We start from the raw sequence: 19,723 nt of genomic DNA, 5'->3' as shown, positions 1-19,723 counted from the left end.
CGCCGTATCTACGGCGCAGGACACTCACCTGATTCACCTATCGTCGAGCTGGCCTCTGTCCGGGGCCAGCTCGATGGTTCTTCCGCCGGGCCCTTATTCCAGCCCTGGTGCGCGCGTGCGCCCTGGAATGCCGTACAGCGCGTCTAAGACGACATCCTGATCCGCAGACAGCTCGGGCAACTCCGCAAGGGGCGGAAGCATCCTCGATTGCCCGGTGGGCATGAAACAGTTTTTGCCCGACCGGTGAAACGCCGTCCCACCGCTGAAGCCAGCGCGCGAGAGCACAACGCGCCGCTGCTTGCCGACATTGACCGCCTCGACTTGAGCAAAGAGGTATGTCGTTATTCCACCGTGGGTATTGACCACGGTCATGTGGTCACCGACCGCGAGAGGCTTCTCGATGACGTACGCCTTGACCTTCTCTTCCGTCCAGCCAAAGTGAGGGAACCCATCGGGCGCAGGGACTGTTACTTGACGCGGCATGTTGTGGCCTTCTCCTTGAACTGCATCAGGCGAGGATAACGGCCGGTGCCGCGCCACCTAAACGGGACGCGTGATGCATTGCCCAGGCGCCGCCTATGTGGTAATAATTTGGCCACCGAGCAACCCTCCTCTGGCTGCTTCGGTTCGATTTCTACCTGCCTAGCAGGTGATACCCACGCTGAGGGTCATAGTCAGCACGTTGGAAGCCTTTTCAACGTAACCCCACCCGGCCGGGCTGAGTTCCCGCTCCGGGACTCCTCTCGGCCGTTCTTGCAGCCAGAGGAGATCCACCCATGTTCAAGTTCGCGACCCACGTGGTTGCGCGGCTTCGCACGCCCGTTCTGGTCCGTGCCCGCCGCATCGTTGCTGCCCACCGTCTGGAAGAAACCCCGACCGAGCAGCACCGTATCGAAGTCCATCAGCTCCTGCTGTTCGCCAGCGAAGGCGGCAAGCAGAAGCGTCAACGCAAGGCAGCTCCGAAGCAGCGTCGCATCAAAGGCAAGCAGTACAGCCTGAAGTTGAAGTGCCGCGCCAAGCCTCGGAAGATCGCCTACCGTCCGCACGCGACCAAGGAAGAATCCAGCAACGCGCACGACTGGAGTGAGCAGGGCATGTACCGCCTCCATTCGATCCTTCTTAAGGAATCGATGGAATCGCTCAAGGCAATGTGTGAGAAGAAGTCCACTCGCGCTGCTGAAATTATCGCCTGGATGTTCCGCGACGAACCGGGTGCCACGTTCTCGTTTGAGGAGTGCTGCCGGCTGTTCAACATGGAGATGAAGGACCCTGATTCGGGCGAACTCATCGACGTTGGCCAGCAGGACCCGGACATCCTTCGAAGCATGGCCAAGCGCTGGATCGCCAACGCATACGGTGCAGCACTGCCGCATGCCCAGGTGCTCCGCGAAGCCATCCTGGCTGCCGAATCCGGTGACCACGACGCAATCGAATGGATCCTGTCCGATCAGCAGACTCCGCTGTCGTACGTTGAATGTGCCGATGCTCTTGGCTTCGACCCTGAAAACGCACGCACCGAGATCCGCTTGCCTCAACCCGAGCTCAACGTCGACCCGCTCGACGCGGGCATCCAACGCATCATCGACCGCGTGTTCGGTCATTCATCCCGGGCAGTTCTTGCTGCCTGACAACCCCAACGGGGAGATTACTCCCCACCAGGGCGTGATCTCTCCTTTCTAAATTCCTGGAGAGAACCATGTACAACCCCGCCCTTGCCACCCTCACCCTCACTGACGCGGCAATCAAGGCTCAGCAGCAAGACCTTCCCGAGCTGTTCGCCGCCAACTCCGAAGGCCGCCCCTACCAGATCACCACGAGTGACCTCGGTACCCTGGGGATCGCACAGTACGCCGACCAAGGCTGCTACGTTTACGCCGGCACGAAGGGTCACAAGCACCTCAGCCCCATCAACGACCGCTACGTCTTCGATGATCTTGAGCTTGATCGGCTCATCAGCATCGTGATGAACCGGGAGTGGGAGCGTCTGCCGTCCCAGCCGCGCCGTGGAATCCTTCTCATGGGTCCCAAGGGCGTCGGCAAGACGACGTACATCCAGCAGCGTCTTGCGCGTCAGGGCATTCCCTGTCCCAAGATCAGCTGGGGTCCGAGCATGACCGCTGGTGACGCCATCTATCAGCGCACACTGATCGACGGTGACATCGTCACCGAGCCCGGCACGCTTTGGATGGCTGCCGAAGGTGGTTACCCGGTGTGTATCGAAGAGATCGATCTGTCCCAGCCCGGTGAACTGGCTGCGCTGAACGAACTTATCGACAACGGCACCTACACCATTCCGGAATCGGGTGATGTCGTCGTTGCCAAGCGTGGATTCTGCGTCTTCGCGACGTGCAACTCGCGCTTCATCGAGGATCGGGATGGTGGCCACGCCGGCACGCGTCAGCAGAACGTGTCGGTACTCGACCGTTTCTACAAGCATGTGATGGAACATGCGACACCGGAACGCGAGACGGACTTCATCCTCACGATGTTTCCTGACACCGACCCCGACGTGGCTAAGCAGTATGCGAAGTTCGTCGATCACCTCCGAAAGGCGAAAGGGGATAGTGGCTTCGTCGACAAGACCAACAGCAAGACGCACAGGCTGACGCTCGACTTCGGTCGTCGCAACCTGATCGACTGGCTGGAAATGGTCGAGATGATGTCCTACCTGGAGAAGCCCGGCTTCAACGTGCCGATGTATGCACTGAAGCCTGTCTACTCTGCGGTCCTCGCCGATGCCGAACAGCAAACCGTGAAGGCGCTGTTTGACCTCGCAACGGCCTAAGGGGACGACATGATCGAACTTCGACACGAAGGCGGTTCCAAGCCGATCGTTGCCCGCGTTGTGGTGGAGCCCGATGGAAGCGTCAGTGTTGGAGAGGGTTCGACCCTCACCAAGATGCGCATCCAGACGACACCACCCTCGCTGGTCACCGGCTCGGAGGCGGAGTTCGTACAAACCAAGGTCCAGGAACTCCTGGACCGCGGTTTCTACGTGAACAACACCAACGACCAGCCGCAGGATCAGATCTCGTTCTCTTTGACGGGGTCCGATCCGGTCAATGACCCGGCCGCCGGCGATTACCGCGAAGCGATCTGGGAGAGCCTGGCTCTCCTTGGTCACGACGCGGCGACAACCGGTAACAGGGACGCGACCGACTCGAAATGGATCGTTGGTGGTGTCATGGTCAACTACAGCAACACGCCACAACGGCATAAGCTGACTTGCCTGGCTCCTCGCCGGTTCGCCGACTCCGTGGCCATCCTCTTCGGCCTTACGGCGGGAACGACCCCCACCATAGTCGACGGGACCAACTCCCGCGTGACGATCGGGGATCTCCTCGCAGCACCGACCGCCGTCACGCTGCTGACAGACGACATCCTCGAACGCCTCTACACGACTCGCGCCCTCAAGCGGCCGATGCGTGTAGGCAGCGGCAGGGGACCCGCCCGTCGTCCTGGTCTTCGCATGACGCTTTAACCCACGCGACAGAGGTGCCTTCGGGCACCTTTGTCCACCTTTTCACTCCTTCGCAGTGCGCACCCGGGTGGCGCGCACCGTCAAGCAGTGGCGGGACCGATTTTCGCAAGCGTCGCTTGCAGAAACCTACGCAGGAGGTCACAGCCTGCATTTCACCTTTGCCCTCATCGGGACGAGTCGTTCCTCCCGATAAGGGAGAACCTCGTCCCGAGACCGGCACATCCGGCTCGCGCATCCGGATGCAATTTCTTCTAGGGAAGCGCATCCCAGAGGTTCAACACCATGATCAACGCAACCACACACCAGAGCATCCCTTCCAACCACCTCGTCATCATCAACAGCAACCTCCAGATCTGGAGCGGTACCGTCAAAGTTCAACGCGAGCAGGACCTGCCCGACGTTGACAAAGACAAGTTGCCGCCCAAGACCCTGGTATCCGACGGCCGCAAGGTCCTCATCGATCCGAAAGAGCTCGCCGCCATGGAGAGCGTCCGTAAGGCGATCGAGCGATTCTTGAAAGAGGAGGGCTTTTCCTTCCGCGGCGCCGGCGGCATTGCTGTTACGCACGAGCGGTATGAGGCCTTCATGGCCAAGTCCCCCGAGTTCGAACAAGACTTTAAGGATGCACTAGAAACCCTGATCAAGCGCCTCCCCGATGCCTATCAGGCTCAGGAAGACAAGTACCCCGATTGGGCCTTCATGCTCGCTCAGTCCCGACCGACCGACACGCAGATCCGCAACCGCTGCAAATTCGGCCTTGGCATCTTCCAGCTTGCACCGCCTGACCCTCAGAACCCCAGTAGCGCAGGTAACGCGTACTACCAGGACATGCTGGGCCAGGCTCTACCGGAAATGCTCAAGTCGATCAGTAGCGGGGCGGACAAGCTGTTGGAAAAGGTTCGCGGCAAGTCCCGCATGTTGCAGTCCCAGCTCGACAACGTCCGTCGCCTCGTCAAGAAGTTGAAAGCCTTTGGCTTCCTGCACGAGGACATCGCTCCTGCCGCGAATGCGCTGGATTCGATGCTTACCAAGCTGCCGGTACAAGGCACGCTCAACATGGCCAACACGCTTCTCTGCGTCACGGTCCTGGAACAGTTGGCCAACCCTCACCAGCTGCTCGCCAACGGCAAGGCAGCCCTCGAGGATCACCTGCAGCAAGCGGAAGATCTCTTCGTGCAACCCGAGCTGTCGATTCCGGCCACCGACGACACCACTGTCGCCGACCCGGCTCCCACCACCCCCGTAGTGTCCGCACCGGCTCGCCGCCGTGGCCTGACCATGACCATGTAAGGAGACCCAAATCATGCAGATCCAAGACCACAAGCAGTATCTGCGTGACGTGTTCCTCGGTGCCGCTCTGCGGCCCGAGGACATGAAGCGCTCCTGTCGCGCCGTTCTCGGCTCGCTACCCATCCTTGCCAATGCTCTGATGGGCGACCTTGGCAAGGCCGTGCGCATCCAGCACGGGCACCAGCTGGGCGCGACGGATGGAAGCACGATCTACCTTATGGACCTTCCGGTTCCGACTGACGAAACAGACGTCGACACGTTCGTACTCATGCTGGCGTTGGCCTATGGCCTTCTCCACCACGAGCTGGGACACGTCGAGGATTCCGATTTTGAAGTCGTCGGCAGGGCTCAGAAGGGCGATCCGCTCACCTTTCGGATCCTTGGCATCATTGAGGACGTCCGCGAGGAGAACGAGCACATCCGCAAACACGGCGGTGCTCGCAAATACCTCGATGCGCTGAACCACGCCATGTTCGTTACCGGGCACTACGCCGACTCCACGCCCACGGACGCGCCCATCACCGCGTTCACGAGCTACCTGGCTCATCGTGCATGGTGCGACCATCGGGGAACCCATTCCCTGGCGAGTTCAGCCATGGCTGCAGAGGAAGTGGTGAAAGGAATGTTCCCTGCCACACTCCTCACCCGTCTCGACGCGATCCTGCCTCGTGTGGGATCGCTCATCGACACGGAAGACGCCTATGCCCTTTCGGGGCAGATCCGTGACCTTCTCGTCGAGGAAATCGAACAGGCAAAGCAGCAGCAGTCCCAGCAAGCCGGTCAATCCGGCCAGGCCGGGAACGCTGGCGATGACCAGGGTCAGGGTGACCAGCAACCTTCGTCCGATGGCGACGGTGGCAGCTCTCCTGAGGCCGATCAGGACGACGGTGACGCCCAGCAGCAAGGTGGCCACGATCAGGAGCCGACCAACGGTGATGATCTGGCAGACCAGATTGCTGCAATGGAAGCCGTACTGCAGGGTCAGGACATCGACCAGGCATATGGCGACAAGGGCGACCTCATCCGTGCCGCGCTGAAGCAGATCATCGCTGAGGTAAAGGACGATGGGGACGGCGACTGCGACATGCTGCCGATGACTGGCCAAGCGCTCACGGTCGATGTCACGTCCTCCACGGACGGCATCGAGCTCGCCGCTGAACCGTATGACATGGGTCAGGCGCTCGCAGTGACGGGTCCGCTCCGCATGAAGCTTACTGCCGAAATGCAGGCGAACGCGCACCGCAACGCGAGCATCCACTCCAAGGGTCGCAAGATCTCCAACCGACACCTGGCCCGTGTGGGATCAGGGGATGGAAGGATCTTCAAGCACCTTTCGGAGGTCATTGAGGTCAACACCGCAGTTGCGTTTGCTGAGGACATCTCCAGTTCAATGCGAACCCAGCAGCGTATCGTCCTCAGCTCGCAGGCGCTTTACGCGAGTTGCGTTGCCCTGGACGGGATTGATGGCGTCGATTGTGGAGCGATCACCTTTCCTGGCAACCAGATCCTCAAGCCTTTCGGGAAGAAGGCCCGACATTGCATGGACCAGTTCAACCTTGCAGCGCCCGGGTACTCAACCCCGATGCATGAGGGCATCACGCTCGCACACCGCATGCTCCTGAAAACCGGCCGCGACCGCATGGTGTTGATCGTTAACACCGACGGCGAACCGGACTCACGCCAGCTCACGCAGATGGCTATCGAGACTGCAGAAAATGACGGCGTCGAGGTCTACGGCCTCGGTATCGGCACCGACGCAGGAAAGGGGCTCTTTAACCACTGGCTCTCGATCACGGACGTGAGCGAATTGCCAAATACACTGATGCAACTACTCAGACAGCGCTTGCTTCACGCTGCCTGATTGCGAAGGCCGCTCCCCAGACTACCGGGGAGCGGCACTCGCTCTTATGATGGGCCTAGAGCGCATCGGGAAGGGCAGCCCCTTCCTCATGTTCTTTACGTGGCATGCCACGAGAAGGTAGTCGGAACCTCACAGTCCGAATCGCAACATCCGATCTGGCGACGCCGGATCCATTCCCAACTCGCGCCCACCGGCGCTCACCCTCTGCGGGCCATATCGCCCGTCCGGGCATTGGTCCGCTCCTCCTAGGAGTTCCCCATGTCCCATCAGTCCCTGACTGACGCACTACTGCGGCTGTTTGATGCCTTTGGTATTCATCTCGACAGCCTGACCGTCGATCCGTCGCGTTCGCCGTTCCGCCTCAGCTTCACCACCGCTTCGTTCTCCCGGCTCCACCTGGCCAAGCAATTGGCCACGATGGGTTGCTTCACTGCCGTATCGCTCCTTCGCAACTCCCGCGTCCAGTACTGGTGCGGCGATATCGAGATCGAGGGTGTCTGCAGCGACGCGATGCCTGGCCACCCGGCCAATCATCCCGCCAAGGTCGAAGCCATCAAGGCAGCGGCAGCCAGCATTTTCAACGAGGCGCACAGCCAAGCTGAAATTTTGCTTCACCGCTTGGCCAGCCATCTCAAGATCAACCGCTGTCAGGTCGCCCGTAGGGCTTCCCGCGACGGGCACGTGATTGAGGTTGCATATGTCAGCAGCCTGAGCGATCCCCTCCACGGGGCAAGCTCGGGAGCCGCATTGCAGCAGTTGGAAGCACTCGCTTCCGCTGACACAGTGTTCTGCGACATGGTCGTAAGCGTACGCGATCCCCTCGGCGAGCCTCTCTCAGAGGTTCGCTGCGAAGGTCTCACCATCCATCTCGATCCGGATTCCCCGTCTTTCCGGTATGCCAATGGTCTGCGCCGCGCTGCGGTTCACCAGGCTGTACAGACGGCTCACTTTGCGCACGCAACCTCGCGCGCGGCTCACTAGGAAAATCTATGTACCAGAGCGAAGAGGCTATTCGTCGCAAGCGTGAAGAGAACTACAACCGAGAGAAGCAGATCACTGAGGAGCTGTTGAGGAACCTCAAGGGTCGATGGGGTGCTGTATTGGGGGGGATCATCCCCGGCATGCAGGACGCCATCAGCGCTGGTCCGCGCAAGAAGGTCAAATGCCCCATCAATCATCATGGTGATGGCAGGCCAACCAAGAAGGTACTGCCCGACGGCCGCGTGATTGTCAAAAAGTCCGAACCCGATTTCCGCATCGGCAAGGACTTCGAGGACACTGGGCACTGCATCTGCACCTGTGACAACACGATGGCCAACGGCTTTCGCGTCATCATGGTGTACTACGGCTGCACGTTCATGGAGGCGAAGCAAAAGGTCATCGACTTTCTCGGTGGTTCGCTCATCGCGGATCACGTCAAGAAGGTGGTCCGACCTGAGCCGAGCCCTGAAGAGATCGCACGGGCAGACGCAAAGATCCGCGATAGGTTGAAGTGGATGTGGGAAGGGACGTTCGACCCGAACCACCCACGCTCCGAACCGATGCGCAACTGGATCGAATCGCGTGGTCTTCCTGACTGCTCGGACATCAAGAACGTTCGTTTCCACCCAAGCCTTCGCTATGTGGATCCGAAGCCCGTGGGCGACCTCGGTAAGTTTCCAGCTCAGGTTGCACTGCTGGAAGACATCGACGGTCGGCCGGTAACCCTCCATCGCACCTACCTTAAGCCCGATGGGCGAGGGAAGGCCGATGTACCCAAGGCACGTAAGCAGGAGACCCATGTCTCGGATCGTGCACCCGCTGGCTGCGCCGTTCGTCTGGATACTTTTCAGTTTCCCGTCTTGGGAATCGGAGAGGGCCTAGAGTCGTCCTACGCAGCACGGGCCATGATCCGTGAGCTTGGTATTCCCTTGTGGTCGACACTAGACGCCGGCCTTATGCGACACGTTGTTCTACCCGACTGGGCCAAGGTCATTATTGTGTTTGGCGACCGAGACCGCGGCATGGCAGGGCAGGTGGCAACGTACGAGCTGGTTGAACGGGCTCGCAAGGAAGGGCGGCGCGCGACGGGTTTGCTCCCGCCGTTTGCTATCCCCGAAGAGGCGAAGTCCATCGACTGGGACGATGTCGTGCGCGTCATGGGACTGGAAGCTGCAAAGCGACTTCCCATTTACCTGCAGTGGAAGATGAAGCTGCGCCAAGTCCTTCGGGAAATGGGGCAGCCGATCGAAGCACTTGAACGGATGGCTGCGTAATGATTCGGGACTATTCGCGAATCGACACAGCACCGGGCGCCGAGGGCGAGAACGCAATGTTCTCGCCCCCGGCGAACTTCGCTGGTGAACGTCGTGAATACCTGGCGTGGCTGAAGGCAGAGCGTGAGCAGCAGCTGCGATTTATGGGTCGCCTGTACACGGGCCCAAATCGGTGCCTGAAGCTTGCCGTCGTTGGCCCCTACAAGGAGGCCTTCGAAGCGGCGTTCGAGCGAGTGTGCCAACAACGAGAACGAGACAGCGCCGCATTCCGGCGCGGACTCACCAACGGCGCCTAGCGCGTCATTAACGGGCACGGCATCCGCTGCGCCTACACCACCACCCCACGGGGAGCGCTTTCCCCGTGAGGGGAAGGTGCGCTCGTGGGTTTCTAAACCGCCGGCATGCCGGCATTGGAGACAGAAACCTATGGAGTTCCTTACCACCCTGAAGGGCCTTTTGGTGGTCATCTTGACCATCACCCCAGGCTACGTATTCGGGCGCTGCCGTCGCCGTTTTAGCGTCGTCGACGACCCGAAGGACATTAACAACGCAGTGGTGCAGTGGCTCGTCCACAGTCTCATCATGGTCGCACTTAGCTGGGTGTTACTTTCGTGGGCGGGACTTGACCCTTCGGCACTGCTGAAGACTAAGTCTTCGGCTGAGTTGGCGCTTGCGTTGCTGAGTTCGCCGGTGACGTGGGGTCTGACTATCTTCGTGATTCCTGCTGTCGCTGGTTTCGTGTCGGCGGTCAGTATCCGCTACAACCTCGTCTCCCTTCCTTTCCGGCTGATCGGCGTGCTCGCACGACGCATCAGCAAGGGCACGTGGGATCTGCAGCGGCTCCAGCCGTTGCCGAGCTTCGTGGAGGCCTGGGCTGCTGCATGGCTCAAGCTCAACTCTGGAATGAGGCGTATCGTCATCGTGGGGCTGGAGGATGGCACCACCATCACCGGGCTCTATGACGGCCGAGCAGCGACGAGTCGTAGCGATCGATACCCCGATATCTACCTCGCCCAGCTTGGAACCTACGACGAGTCGGGTAATATCAAGCTGCAACCGGCGTCGGATGGCGTGTTCATTCGAGGCAGCCGGATCGTATGGATGCAGCTCTGGAAGCTACCCGAGGTAGGACATGGAACTCAGAACAGTGTGGAAAACCCTCAAAATGGGGGTGCACGCCATGATTGAGCAGGATAAGCGGTACGGCGATGCGCCGTTGCTCCTTCCTCGTTCATCCCGTGGCCCCGCAGTTTCGAGTTCCGAACGGGCCCCCATCCCCACCGGACTGAATTTGTCCGATGCGGGGTTGGACACCACACAGGTTGTCCGGCAGAAGTTCAACCAGGTTGCCCTCTCGGCAGCCAAACTGCCTCACTAACCAACTACCCTTGACCCCGTGGGCGCCGCGCAAGCGGCGACCCACGGCCGTCATCTCGTACAGGCAGGAATGCCCACGCGGGCGCTGATCAATGAATCCCTGTTCTCGGATTCATCGCTGAGCTTCCGCCGGAGACATACACCGGTACCCGGTACAAGTCCCACGGCAACACTTCCGTCCATTGACGTCTCAGGCCGCGACACAACGCGGCCTAATTTTTACGTCTCGCAGGCACGGTAAAGAATCCTTTCGACCTTCGCGTCCGGCGCACTTACGCGCGACCGGGCGTTTTTCTATGCATGGAGTACACGCCGGTGAGCAGTGGCGGAAAAAGGGAACTGACAGAAGAGCAAAAGGCAGTGGTGCGGCACCAGTCCGGCCACGCGCTCATCTCAGCGGGACCGGGCTCAGGAAAGACCACCGTCCTGGTGGCCAGGATGCGGCGCATGATCAAAATGGGGGCCAATCCGTCCGCCATGCTTGCGCTCATGTTCAACAAGAGCGCCCAGCTCAGCTTTGAAGCGCGCCTGCAGCGCGCCCTCGGCGACGCCAGCGCGATTCCCGAAGTCAAGACACTTCACTCAGTCGGCTATCGAATTCTTAAGCAGCTGGTCTCTAGCGGAGCGCTCCCGCGAGAGAAGCTTGTCACTTCGGGCAAGACGGAGGACGGGTTTGCGCGTAAGGCTCTCAAGGCCGCATGGCTACAGGCGGGTAAGGGCGCCTACTTCACGCCAGCGGAATTCCAAGGCTTCAAGCAGTTCATCACGCTTGTAAAAGCCCAGCTCGAGAGCGCCGACACGGTTTTCGATGAGAGCGATTTCAACCACGACTGCCGCCCCTACGTGCAGGCGTTCTACGCTCTCGTGCGAGAGCAGGAGAAGCGCGGCGTCATTTTCTTTGACGACCTCATCTATCGGCCCATGTGCTTTCTCGAGGCGCACCCCGATCTATGGCACATGTTCGCGAACCGCTACGACGAGATCCTCGTCGACGAGTTCCAAGACATCAACGCGATCAGCTTCTACATGGTGAAGGGGCTTGCCGGCACTCGGGCGTCAACGCTGGCCTGCGGTGACGCCAACCAATCAATCTACAAATTTCGTGGATCCAAGGTCACGCTCATGACCAAGGAGTTTGCCAAGCAATTCACGCCATGCACGAAGTATCCGATGAATCGCACGTTTCGTTTCGGGCACGAAGTGGCGCTCTTGGCCAATAACGCCATCACGCTCAACAAGGAGCGCGGCGATGGCCTGGTGATTGCGCACAACGAGAATCCGCAATCGCGCGTTGAGCGCATGCCCCTGAAGCCTGGCAGCGACTCGGGACTTGTGGACCTGCTCTCGGCCTACGCCGCCGCCGGCCGGCTGCGTGAAACAGCCATGCTGGCGCGCAACTTCAGCCACCTTGTTCCCTATGAAATCGAGCTGGCCGAAGCCGGCATCCCCTACCACGTCTACGGCCGCATCGGGCTTCTGTTCCTCCCCGAGATTGCCGCACTCGTTTGCGCGGTGAGCTTGGTGGCGAACTACTGGATTATCGCGCCAGATGATCGCGGGCACTTCATCTTCTCGCTGCTGACCACGCCTAGCCCGTTTGTCCCCTTCGATCTGCTCGCCGAGATCGCGGAGGAGATGGAGCCGTACCTCGAAGGTCCAGAGCGAGGCCGGCTGCCGCAGATTCTGGCCAAGGCCGCCAACGCGATGCGAGCGGAGAACCAGCGCGGTGCCAGAGCCCTCGACGAGCGCGCTGACGTGCTACGCCTCCTCACCGGTGGCGCGCTGGCCAGCACCCCAGTGGCGACCATCGTCAAGGCGTACGTCGCTCACACGCGCATGCGCGAAGTCATCGAGCGGTCGGCCGCAACACCCGAGCAGGCACAGGAATCGCTAGGCAACCTCGATGCTTTTGTGAAGCTCGCGGAGCGCGCCGGTTCGGTCGACGCCTTCATGGAGATCCTGACTCCCATGGCCGCCCTCAAAGAGGAGAAGCCACCGGAGGGTGACCACGCCATGCTGACCACTCTGCATCGGAGCAAGGGCCTGGAATGGCCGCTGGTGATGATTGTCGGACTCACGCGCGGAGTGTTTCCGTCCGGGCAGCCCGATAGCGACGAGGAGGAAGAGCGCCGCCTGTATTTCGTGGGCATCACGCGCGCCATGCAGCGCCTGGTCCTGTTCCACCCTCAGGACGAGACACTGGAGCGCACGATCCGCGAACCGGAGTGGCACCCGGGCGTCAACGACGTCCGTTCGGCCAGCCCCTACCTCTATGACTCGGACATTGCCCCCGTGATCCACGCGCGCAAACTGATCGAGGCCGACGCCGTAGGAACGATTACGATGCGCCACGATCGCGCGATGGCTGAGTACATGGCCACCACGGGCGCTCGCGTGTCGATCGAACTCACACCGGTCGCCCACGCCCTGCAGAAGCGCGCCTCCACGGCGCTGCTGCACGGTGTCATCGAGCCAGGTCACCGGCCCAAGGTCGGGGGCGAGTACTTCCACCCCGACCACGGGAGCTGCGTCGTAACGTCAGTCCTGAGCAACCCCATCTGCATGCTGCGCCGCCTGGACACCGGAGAGATCTTCACGGAGGTGTTGCAGCACGGCAGTGAGTGGACGATCCCACCCAAGCCGGCGGAAGCGCAAATCGAGCCGTCGTTTGGACTCGTCCAATCTGCCTGATATACCGGATAGGGATAGCAGGCTCATCAGTCGCATATGTTGAGACAGCCTGCTGCGACTCTGAGACACGGTAAAACGGGCGAGGCCTGCATGGATTCGATCAATCTCATCACGTTTAACAACGCTGCCACCGCCTGCGGCCTGCAGCCTATCGGAACCGACAACGGATTCCGGGCGCTGCGTCGCGCCGTCGGCGATCACCTGGCGGATGTGGTGAAGGTAGCCTGCAATGGTGGCGAGCAGGGTTCGAAGTGGCTGTCGCGCTATGTGACCGCTACGCGCTTCCTCGAGGCCTTGCACAAGATCGGCTTTGACCGCGCGACCTTTGAGCAGGCATTTCGCACCCTGATTGCGCAGGGCCCGGACCGCGTCCGCGATGTCACCACCATGGCCATGCGCAACGACGGCACGGCCAAGCGCGACATCACCCAATGGCTCCTCGACGCTGCCAGCGGCACCGATCAGCCCTGGATCCCGACAAATGCCGGCAACTCGCCGCAGGGGCAGAGCGATCAGCGCACCCAATCCACGCCCGTGCTGTCGAGCCATAACCGCTCCATGCCTCCGCCGGGCGCACCGACCGGCCAGGCTCGGCGCGCGGACGAGGGCGCAGCACCCCGCTCGCCGACGCCGCGCACGCAGGAGCGAGTAGCCAGCGCTCACCAAGCAGCCGCCCGACAGGATGGCGGTGATCACGGACAAGGCGGCCGCGCACCTCAGCGCGCCACGCAGGGGCATGGCCAGCGCCCCAACGACGCGGGGACCGGCGCGCAGCGCGCGCATCAGCGCAGCCAGGCGACGGAGCAGCCCTTCACCCAGCGCCGTGAGCCTGAACCCTCGCGCGACCGCGACGATGCTCGCGATCGCAACCCGTCTGCCGGCGACCAGCCACGAGTCTACGAATCCAAGCATGTTTACGGCGGCCGCGCCGCCCTGTGCTTCGAAGCGACGACCACGCAGGCCGGCTCTCCGACCGTGCAGATCGAGGCTGCTCCGGGCCAGAACAAGGTTTACAAGTGGAAGGACAAACTGATCTTCCAGCTCACGACCAGCGAGCTCCAGCTCGTTTGCTCGCTCCTCTATGGCCACATCAACAAGATCTTCCTTTCCGGCCACAACGATAAGTGGCTGAGTGCCGAACGTCAGCAGGGCCAGTACGCCGGCACGATCAAGTTCTCGATGGGCAAGGGCAAGAGCGCCGATAATCAGCCGCGCACAGTGCAGGTGAGCTACACGGACCTTGGCGAGGTGCACTCCCTTTTCGTGCGTCAGACTGCGAGCCTTCTCAAGCAGGACCCGGTCTTGGTCGAGCGAATCGTTCGGCAGGTTGCCCAGGCATACACCGACGCACAGGCCGCGAAGGGCGGCAACAACGGTGGCCAAGGGCAAGGACAGGGAGGCTCTCGCCCACCCCAGCAGCAGGGCGGTCGTCAACATCAGCAGCAGGATGGCCACCGGCGCTACGCAAACGGCTGATCAACCACACTTCACGGCCAGGACGGCCACCATCACGTAGGACGCGTATGCCAAGCTCAATCATCACCATTCCCTCGTCGCCGACCACCGCGGCCGGCGACGAGCTCCTTTCGAAGGCGCGCAGGGTTGCCCGCACATGGGCCGAAGTGCTCGACACGCCGGTGAATGCGCTCGACAACCTCCACTTCGTGATCCTCACGAGACAGGCCGGCGCCGTCGCCATCGTACAAACGGGCGGCATCGACGGGTCGGTCGAGCGGCTTCTGTCAGGAGTTCCCTATGCAGCGCAGGGTCCGTTCGTCGTGGTCAGTGCGGTGCCTCTCCGCGCTGGCGGAACCGAAGCTGCCCCGCATCTGATTTTCCACCTGCACGAACCGTCCGGCGCGGTCGCGGTGCACATCTGCAGCATCGAACTCGACGCGAACGTGCCAGCGCTGCGCAACGCGCGAGTTCTCCTGGACGGGGAGAGCGTTCGAGTCCCTTACTCCATCCCTTTCACACGTCCTGTCGCGACCGCCTGCGGTACTGAGCGTCAGGCCGGCGAACGCCTCCACTAAGGAATGCCTCGTCGGCGCCGATAACCACTGGTGTCGCGCCTGCGCACTCACTTCACGCCGATCTGGGCCAAGGACCATGGACGTTCAGCAGCACCCCGAACTTGACCCGATTATCGCGTCTCTGGACACCCTCTATCAGGGTGCCCTGGACGGCTTAGAGGCTTTCACGCGCCACGCGCTCGCGGTGACCGACCGGCTCTCAGATATGAAGCTGACGGTCAGTCGGCTCGACGGGCTGAGCATCGTGCCTGAGCGGGCGATGTCACCACAGGACGCATTCCGGCAGCTGGCAGACATCCTGGTCACGCGAGCTCGTCCCGTCCTCGACCCCTTTGGCCAGCGATCACGGGTGCGTGTCGAAGACTTGATCGACTGGTCCGGCGAGCCGCCACGGCACAATCTCTCTCACCTTCAGCACGGACTGCAGAAGATCGACTATGCGAGGTCCAAGTCGCTGCGCGACTTCTTCCAGCGCGTCGTCATTCGACTTACACCCGAAGCGGTTCCGGACCACGCCAAGAGCCTTGCGGCTTTCGACCTGGTCGGGTGCATCGGCGTGGCACTTCCAAACGCGCACGTCGTCCGCTACGCCAGGACCGACGCCGGCACTATTGCGAGCATGCGGCTGGGCAGAGACGAAGGTCAGATGCCGTGGCACCTCACACCCGCACACCTAATCGCCATCGACAAGATGTTCGTCGCACTGGCAGCCGTATGTGCCATCGCCGGCATGGCTGCAGAGGCCGTACAGATCACGGAGCGCGGCGAGTCCATAGTCCAACGCTTGCGCCAGTCGACCACTCAGTACAAAAGCGGCGACCAACACGTCGTGGGCCTCGCGGCGCGCATGACGCTGCACCGCGATCGTATTGACATACTGTTTGCACCCGACGTCTGGCAAGTGATCCAAGACGTCATCACCGAATGCATCAGCGGTGTGAAGTTCATCGATAACGCCTGATTCAACTCGACAAGGATTGTCATGTCACCCAAGCAACGCGCTGCGGCTGCGACCGCGGCACGAAATCGCGCGCGCGATCCCTACCAAGAGCCACTTACTGACGACGTGCACGGTTTTGCAGACGGCCGAACGATGCACGTCCTCACCCGACAGGGAAATACCGTCCACGTTGCTGCGCATCTCCAGAACGAGGCAGGGTCTAGCACAACTAAGCGCCGCTACTCGCTGGAGATCTTCGCGCGCATGGCGCGGAAGGGCTTCCTGATCCGTCGCGGCGACTCATAGGGCCGGTCCTGATCCCGCGCGGGGCGATTTGGACTCACTCAAATCGCGCCTGACACTGGCTCCAGTACGTGGTCCATGGAGCCTCAAGCAATGAATGCACGCCTCGCAGAGCTTCCCATTCGCTGGGAGGGGGAACCCTCTACACGTGTTCCGCCGCACTCGGAGTCAGCAGAGCAGGCCGTTCTCGGCGGCCTCATGCTCTCTTCTGAGGCATTCGATCTGGTCGCCGGTTCGCTCCTTCCTGAGCACTTCTACTCGAAGCGTCACCAAGTCCTCTACGAGGCTATCTGCGAGCTGGTTGAGCAAGGCCGTCCATACGACGCCGTGACAATCTCGGACTGGGTCGACAGCAACAAGCGCGTCGTCCCAATCGAGCCGTCGTACGTCATCCACCTGGCCAACACAACGCCGAGCGCAGCCAACATCGCTGCCTACGCCGAAATCGTGCGCGAGAAGGCGACACTTCGTAAGCTCCTCGAGGCAAGCGTGGGCATCACTGAGATGACGCTGAACCCGCACGCGGGGTCCGCCAAAGACGTGATCGAGCAGGCCGAACAATCGATCTTTCGCATTGCCGAGTCCGGCAAAGGGAATCGGAAGGATTTCTACAACTCGCGCGACGTCGCTCGGCAGGCCTTCGGCATCATCTCCAGCCGTTTCGACAACCGCGGCAAGCTTACCGGGGTGTCCACTGGCTTCACGGATCTCGACAAGCTCACCGCCGGCCTGCAGCCCAGCGACCTGATCATCGTCGCGGCACGTCCGTCGATGGGCAAAACGGCGTTCTCAGTGAACCTGGCTGAATCCGCCGCGATCAGCACGAAGAAGGCCGTAGTTGTCTTCTCAATGGAAATGTCGGCCGCGCAGCTCGGCTTGCGCCTCGTGTCATCCATCGGCCGCGTGGACCAACAGCACCTCCGTAACGGCGACATCCAAGAAGAGGATTGGCCACGCATTACCCACGCAACAACGGTCCTCACCGAAACAAAGATCTACATCGACGACACGCCGGCGCTCTCGCCAGCCGACCTTCGTGCCCGCGCGCGCCGTATACACCGTGAATCCGGTGGTCTCGCCCTCATTGTCGTGGACTACCTTCAGCTCATGCAGGTGCCTGGCAACCAAGAGAACCGCGCAACGGAGATTTCTGAGATCTCGCGCAGCCTCAAGGCACTCGCCAAGGAGCTGGATATTCCCGTCATCGCCCTATCGCAGCTGAACCGATCACTAGAGAGCCGCGCCGACAAGCGTCCGCTGCTCTCGGATCTGCGTGAGTCCGGAGCGATTGAGCAAGACGCGGACGTGATCATGTTCATTTATCGCGATGACTACTATCACAAGGATTCGCCCGATAGGGGGCTGGCCGAAATCATTGTCGGCAAGCAACGAAATGGGCCGACGGACACCATCAAGCTCACCTTCCTGGGCAAGTACACGTCGTTCCAGAACTACGCCGGCGACACGTTTGAGGCGAGCTTTTAACTCAGCCTTCCACGGAAAAGTCAAGCAATCCCGGAAAGAGGCACCTCAATTGACCTCCTTTCTCCGGGGCCGAGCGCCGGCCGATTCCTAGAATTTTGCCCGGGAACCACGGTGCGCCGGCCATCGGCGCGCTCACTACGAAGCAGAGGATACGCATGGGAAAGGACTCCGCCGCCGGCGAGGCGATTGCCGACCGTCCAGATCAGGCCACGCCTGACGTCAACGAGATGATCAAGGGCGCGAACGAGGAAATGGCTGCAGCGCCCACCGCGACGCTGTCGGACGCACTGGAGCGCCTCATGCAGGGCGTGAAAGCCGCCGACCCGCGCCCATTGCAGGTCAAGCCGACGTTCTGGGCTCGCTTCACGGGTGCTCACCTGCAGCAGCGCCTGGAGTACGTCCGCTCCCGCGAGGCGCTCCCCGGCCTCGCAGCGGAAGCGGCCGACGCATGCGAGCGCGTTCGTCACCTTAAAGGTGTCCTCCAAGAAGCCATCGTCCAAGCCGAGCTTGAACGCCAGCGGCAGATGGACTTGGTGGAAGAAGGTCGCCGTGAAACCGCTTCCGTCCCCTCCGAGGAACGTGACCGACACCTGCGCCGACTCGCCAATCTGGACACCTACATTATTTCCCTTGGCCTGACCGTCGAACAGATGCGTCTGGCCATCAGCAATTCCGACCACCTCATCGCGCGCTTTGAAGAAGCCCGCGGCACGCTTCTTCCCCTTTTTGACCATCACACCTTCGCCGTTGTCGCCGGAGCAGCCCAGGGCTCCACCAACAGCACGCGTCACTGATCCAACCCTTGCCTGCGCTGACTTTCCATCAATCTTCTATCGGAGCACCTATGAACAACGTCGCCATCGCTGCCGACTCCAAGGAACTGCGCAACCTCGGTCTGCGCGAGGAGGATCTGCCCGCCGTGCAGCAGCTGAAAGCTTCCATCGATGCCTCCTCTCCGGCAACGATCTCTGCCTTTGGTCTCGAGATCGGCAAACACACCAGCAGCTTCACGGACAACATCCTCGCTCAGGTCCGATCTAAGGACCTCGACAACGCCGGCGAACTGCTTAACGACCTCGCGGCGGCAGCCGGAAAGGCGAACCTGACCGCGCTGAACGGGAACCGCTCGGGCGTTCCGGTGATCGGCCCCTTGATTGACCGCATCACGAATGCCAAGGAAAAGGCGATCGCGCGCTTCAACACCGTCGAAGAGCAGGTCAGCAAGCTCGCGGCGCAGGTCGAAACAACAGAGCGGACGCTGAGCCTCCGCATCAGGGACATGGACGCGATGGCCATCTCCGTGCGCGACGAGTATCGCCTGATCGGCCAACACATCCTGGCGGGCAAGCAGAAGCTCGCCGAGCTGCAGAGCGAATACGACGCAATGCCCGACGCCGCAAACCCGGAAGAGGCGATGGCGCAGAGCGAGAAGAAGACCGTCATTCAGGTGCTCGATAAGCGCATCGCCGACATGATCGTTCTGCAGCACTCGAACCTTCAGCAGCTACCCATGATCCGCATGCTGCAGGACAACGACACGCAGTTGCTGGATAAATTCAGCAGCGCGAAGACCATCACGATTCCAAACTTCAAGCGTCAGTTCGTCCTGCGAGTTGCCCTCGAAGACCAGAAGCGCGCCGTTGATTTCGCGGAACGCATCGACGCGACCAACAACCAGCTCCTTCGCGAGAACGCGAAGCTTCTCCAGAAGAACACGGTGCGTGCGGCCGAGGCGAACCAGCGGCTCGCCATCGACGTGGACACCCTGCAGGCGGTGCAAGAAGACTTGGTCAAGACCTACGACGACGTGCGCCGCATCCAGGATGAGGGCCAACGCACACGCGCGCAGGTTGAGGAAAAGGTGCGCCTCCTCAAGCAGAACGTGCAGGCCCAGCTCGCGCGACCGTTGGACGCCGCTGCGTCCCACCGCATCGGTAGCGATCGCGCCGGCGCGGCGTGACAGCCTCCATTTCTATCCATTTTGAGCAGGCATTACGCATAAGGAAG

Annotated in this window: 17 protein-coding genes; 16 read left to right on the top strand and 1 reads right to left on the bottom strand. The window is 61.3% G+C overall.

Features of this window, described 5'->3' with window-relative positions; translation table 11 throughout:
* Positions 1-93: 93 nt before the first annotated feature.
* On the bottom strand, positions 94-483 hold the full coding sequence (locus tag JHD67_RS06340; RefSeq protein WP_199039744.1) for a hypothetical protein: 390 nt from the start codon (positions 481-483) through the stop codon (positions 94-96).
* 293 nt (positions 484-776) lie between these two features.
* Between JHD67_RS06340 and JHD67_RS06335 the strand changes: the two genes are divergently transcribed.
* The 16 genes from JHD67_RS06335 (at position 777) to JHD67_RS06260 (ending at position 19,676) form a co-directional block, all read left to right on the top strand.
* Positions 777-1,628 (top strand): hypothetical protein, encoded by an 852-nt coding sequence (locus JHD67_RS06335; RefSeq protein WP_199039742.1) that lies wholly within the window; start codon positions 777-779, stop codon positions 1,626-1,628.
* Positions 1,629-1,696: 68 nt separating this feature from the next.
* Positions 1,697-2,785, top strand: coding sequence for an AAA family ATPase (locus tag JHD67_RS06330; protein WP_199039740.1), 1,089 nt, complete (start codon positions 1,697-1,699; stop codon positions 2,783-2,785).
* Between the two features lie 9 nt (positions 2,786-2,794).
* Positions 2,795-3,481: a hypothetical protein gene (locus tag JHD67_RS06325; RefSeq protein WP_199039737.1), complete on the top strand. Its 687-nt coding sequence runs from the start codon at positions 2,795-2,797 to the stop codon at positions 3,479-3,481.
* Positions 3,482-3,763: 282 nt separating this feature from the next.
* Positions 3,764-4,771, top strand: coding sequence for a DUF3150 domain-containing protein (locus tag JHD67_RS06320; RefSeq protein ID WP_199039734.1), 1,008 nt, complete (start codon positions 3,764-3,766; stop codon positions 4,769-4,771).
* Positions 4,772-4,784: 13 nt separating this feature from the next.
* Positions 4,785-6,632, top strand: coding sequence for a hypothetical protein (locus tag JHD67_RS06315; protein WP_199039731.1), 1,848 nt, complete (start codon positions 4,785-4,787; stop codon positions 6,630-6,632).
* Positions 6,633-6,890: 258 nt separating this feature from the next.
* Entirely contained in the window at positions 6,891-7,613 is a 723-nt protein-coding gene (locus tag JHD67_RS06310) for a hypothetical protein (protein ID WP_199039728.1), read from the top strand.
* Between the two features lie 8 nt (positions 7,614-7,621).
* On the top strand, positions 7,622-8,887 hold the full coding sequence (locus JHD67_RS06305) for a toprim domain-containing protein (protein WP_199098369.1): 1,266 nt from the start codon (positions 7,622-7,624) through the stop codon (positions 8,885-8,887).
* Positions 8,887-9,183, top strand: a complete 297-nt coding sequence (locus JHD67_RS06300) for a hypothetical protein (RefSeq protein ID WP_199047341.1) — start codon at positions 8,887-8,889, stop codon at positions 9,181-9,183. The genes JHD67_RS06305 and JHD67_RS06300 overlap by 1 nt, the downstream gene beginning before the upstream one ends.
* A 130-nt stretch (positions 9,184-9,313) precedes the next feature.
* The gene (locus tag JHD67_RS06295) at positions 9,314-10,075 is read left to right on the top strand and encodes a DUF6338 family protein (RefSeq protein ID WP_199047339.1); all 762 of its coding nucleotides are present in this window, start codon (positions 9,314-9,316) and stop codon (positions 10,073-10,075) included.
* Positions 10,076-10,564: 489 nt separating this feature from the next.
* On the top strand, positions 10,565-12,955 hold the full coding sequence (locus JHD67_RS06290) for an ATP-dependent helicase (protein WP_199047337.1): 2,391 nt from the start codon (positions 10,565-10,567) through the stop codon (positions 12,953-12,955).
* Positions 12,956-13,045: 90 nt separating this feature from the next.
* Positions 13,046-14,431, top strand: coding sequence for a hypothetical protein (locus tag JHD67_RS06285; RefSeq protein WP_199047335.1), 1,386 nt, complete (start codon positions 13,046-13,048; stop codon positions 14,429-14,431).
* A 47-nt stretch (positions 14,432-14,478) separates the two neighbouring features.
* The gene (locus tag JHD67_RS06280; RefSeq protein WP_199047333.1) at positions 14,479-14,988 is read left to right on the top strand and encodes a hypothetical protein; all 510 of its coding nucleotides are present in this window, start codon (positions 14,479-14,481) and stop codon (positions 14,986-14,988) included.
* Between the two features lie 76 nt (positions 14,989-15,064).
* Positions 15,065-15,949 carry a hypothetical protein gene (locus JHD67_RS06275; protein WP_199047331.1) on the top strand — a complete coding sequence of 295 codons (885 nt, stop codon included), beginning with the start codon at positions 15,065-15,067 and terminating at the stop codon, positions 15,947-15,949.
* Positions 15,950-16,324: 375 nt separating this feature from the next.
* A complete protein-coding gene (gene dnaB / locus JHD67_RS06270) occupies positions 16,325-17,716 on the top strand; it encodes a replicative DNA helicase (protein WP_199047329.1) in 1,392 nt (463 codons plus the stop codon).
* Positions 17,717-17,871: 155 nt separating this feature from the next.
* The gene (locus JHD67_RS06265) at positions 17,872-18,510 is read left to right on the top strand and encodes a hypothetical protein (RefSeq protein WP_199047327.1); all 639 of its coding nucleotides are present in this window, start codon (positions 17,872-17,874) and stop codon (positions 18,508-18,510) included.
* 50 nt (positions 18,511-18,560) lie between these two features.
* Positions 18,561-19,676: a toxic anion resistance protein gene (locus JHD67_RS06260; protein ID WP_199048720.1), complete on the top strand. Its 1,116-nt coding sequence runs from the start codon at positions 18,561-18,563 to the stop codon at positions 19,674-19,676.
* Positions 19,677-19,723: the final 47 nt, after the last annotated feature.

Origin of the sequence: Dyella sp. ASV21 (assembly GCF_016428975.1) — a bacterium.
Taxonomy (GTDB): Bacteria; Pseudomonadota; Gammaproteobacteria; order Xanthomonadales; family Rhodanobacteraceae; genus Dyella.
The sequence above is the reverse complement of the archived record's forward strand: the minus strand, read 5'-3'. Positions and strand labels throughout refer to the sequence as shown.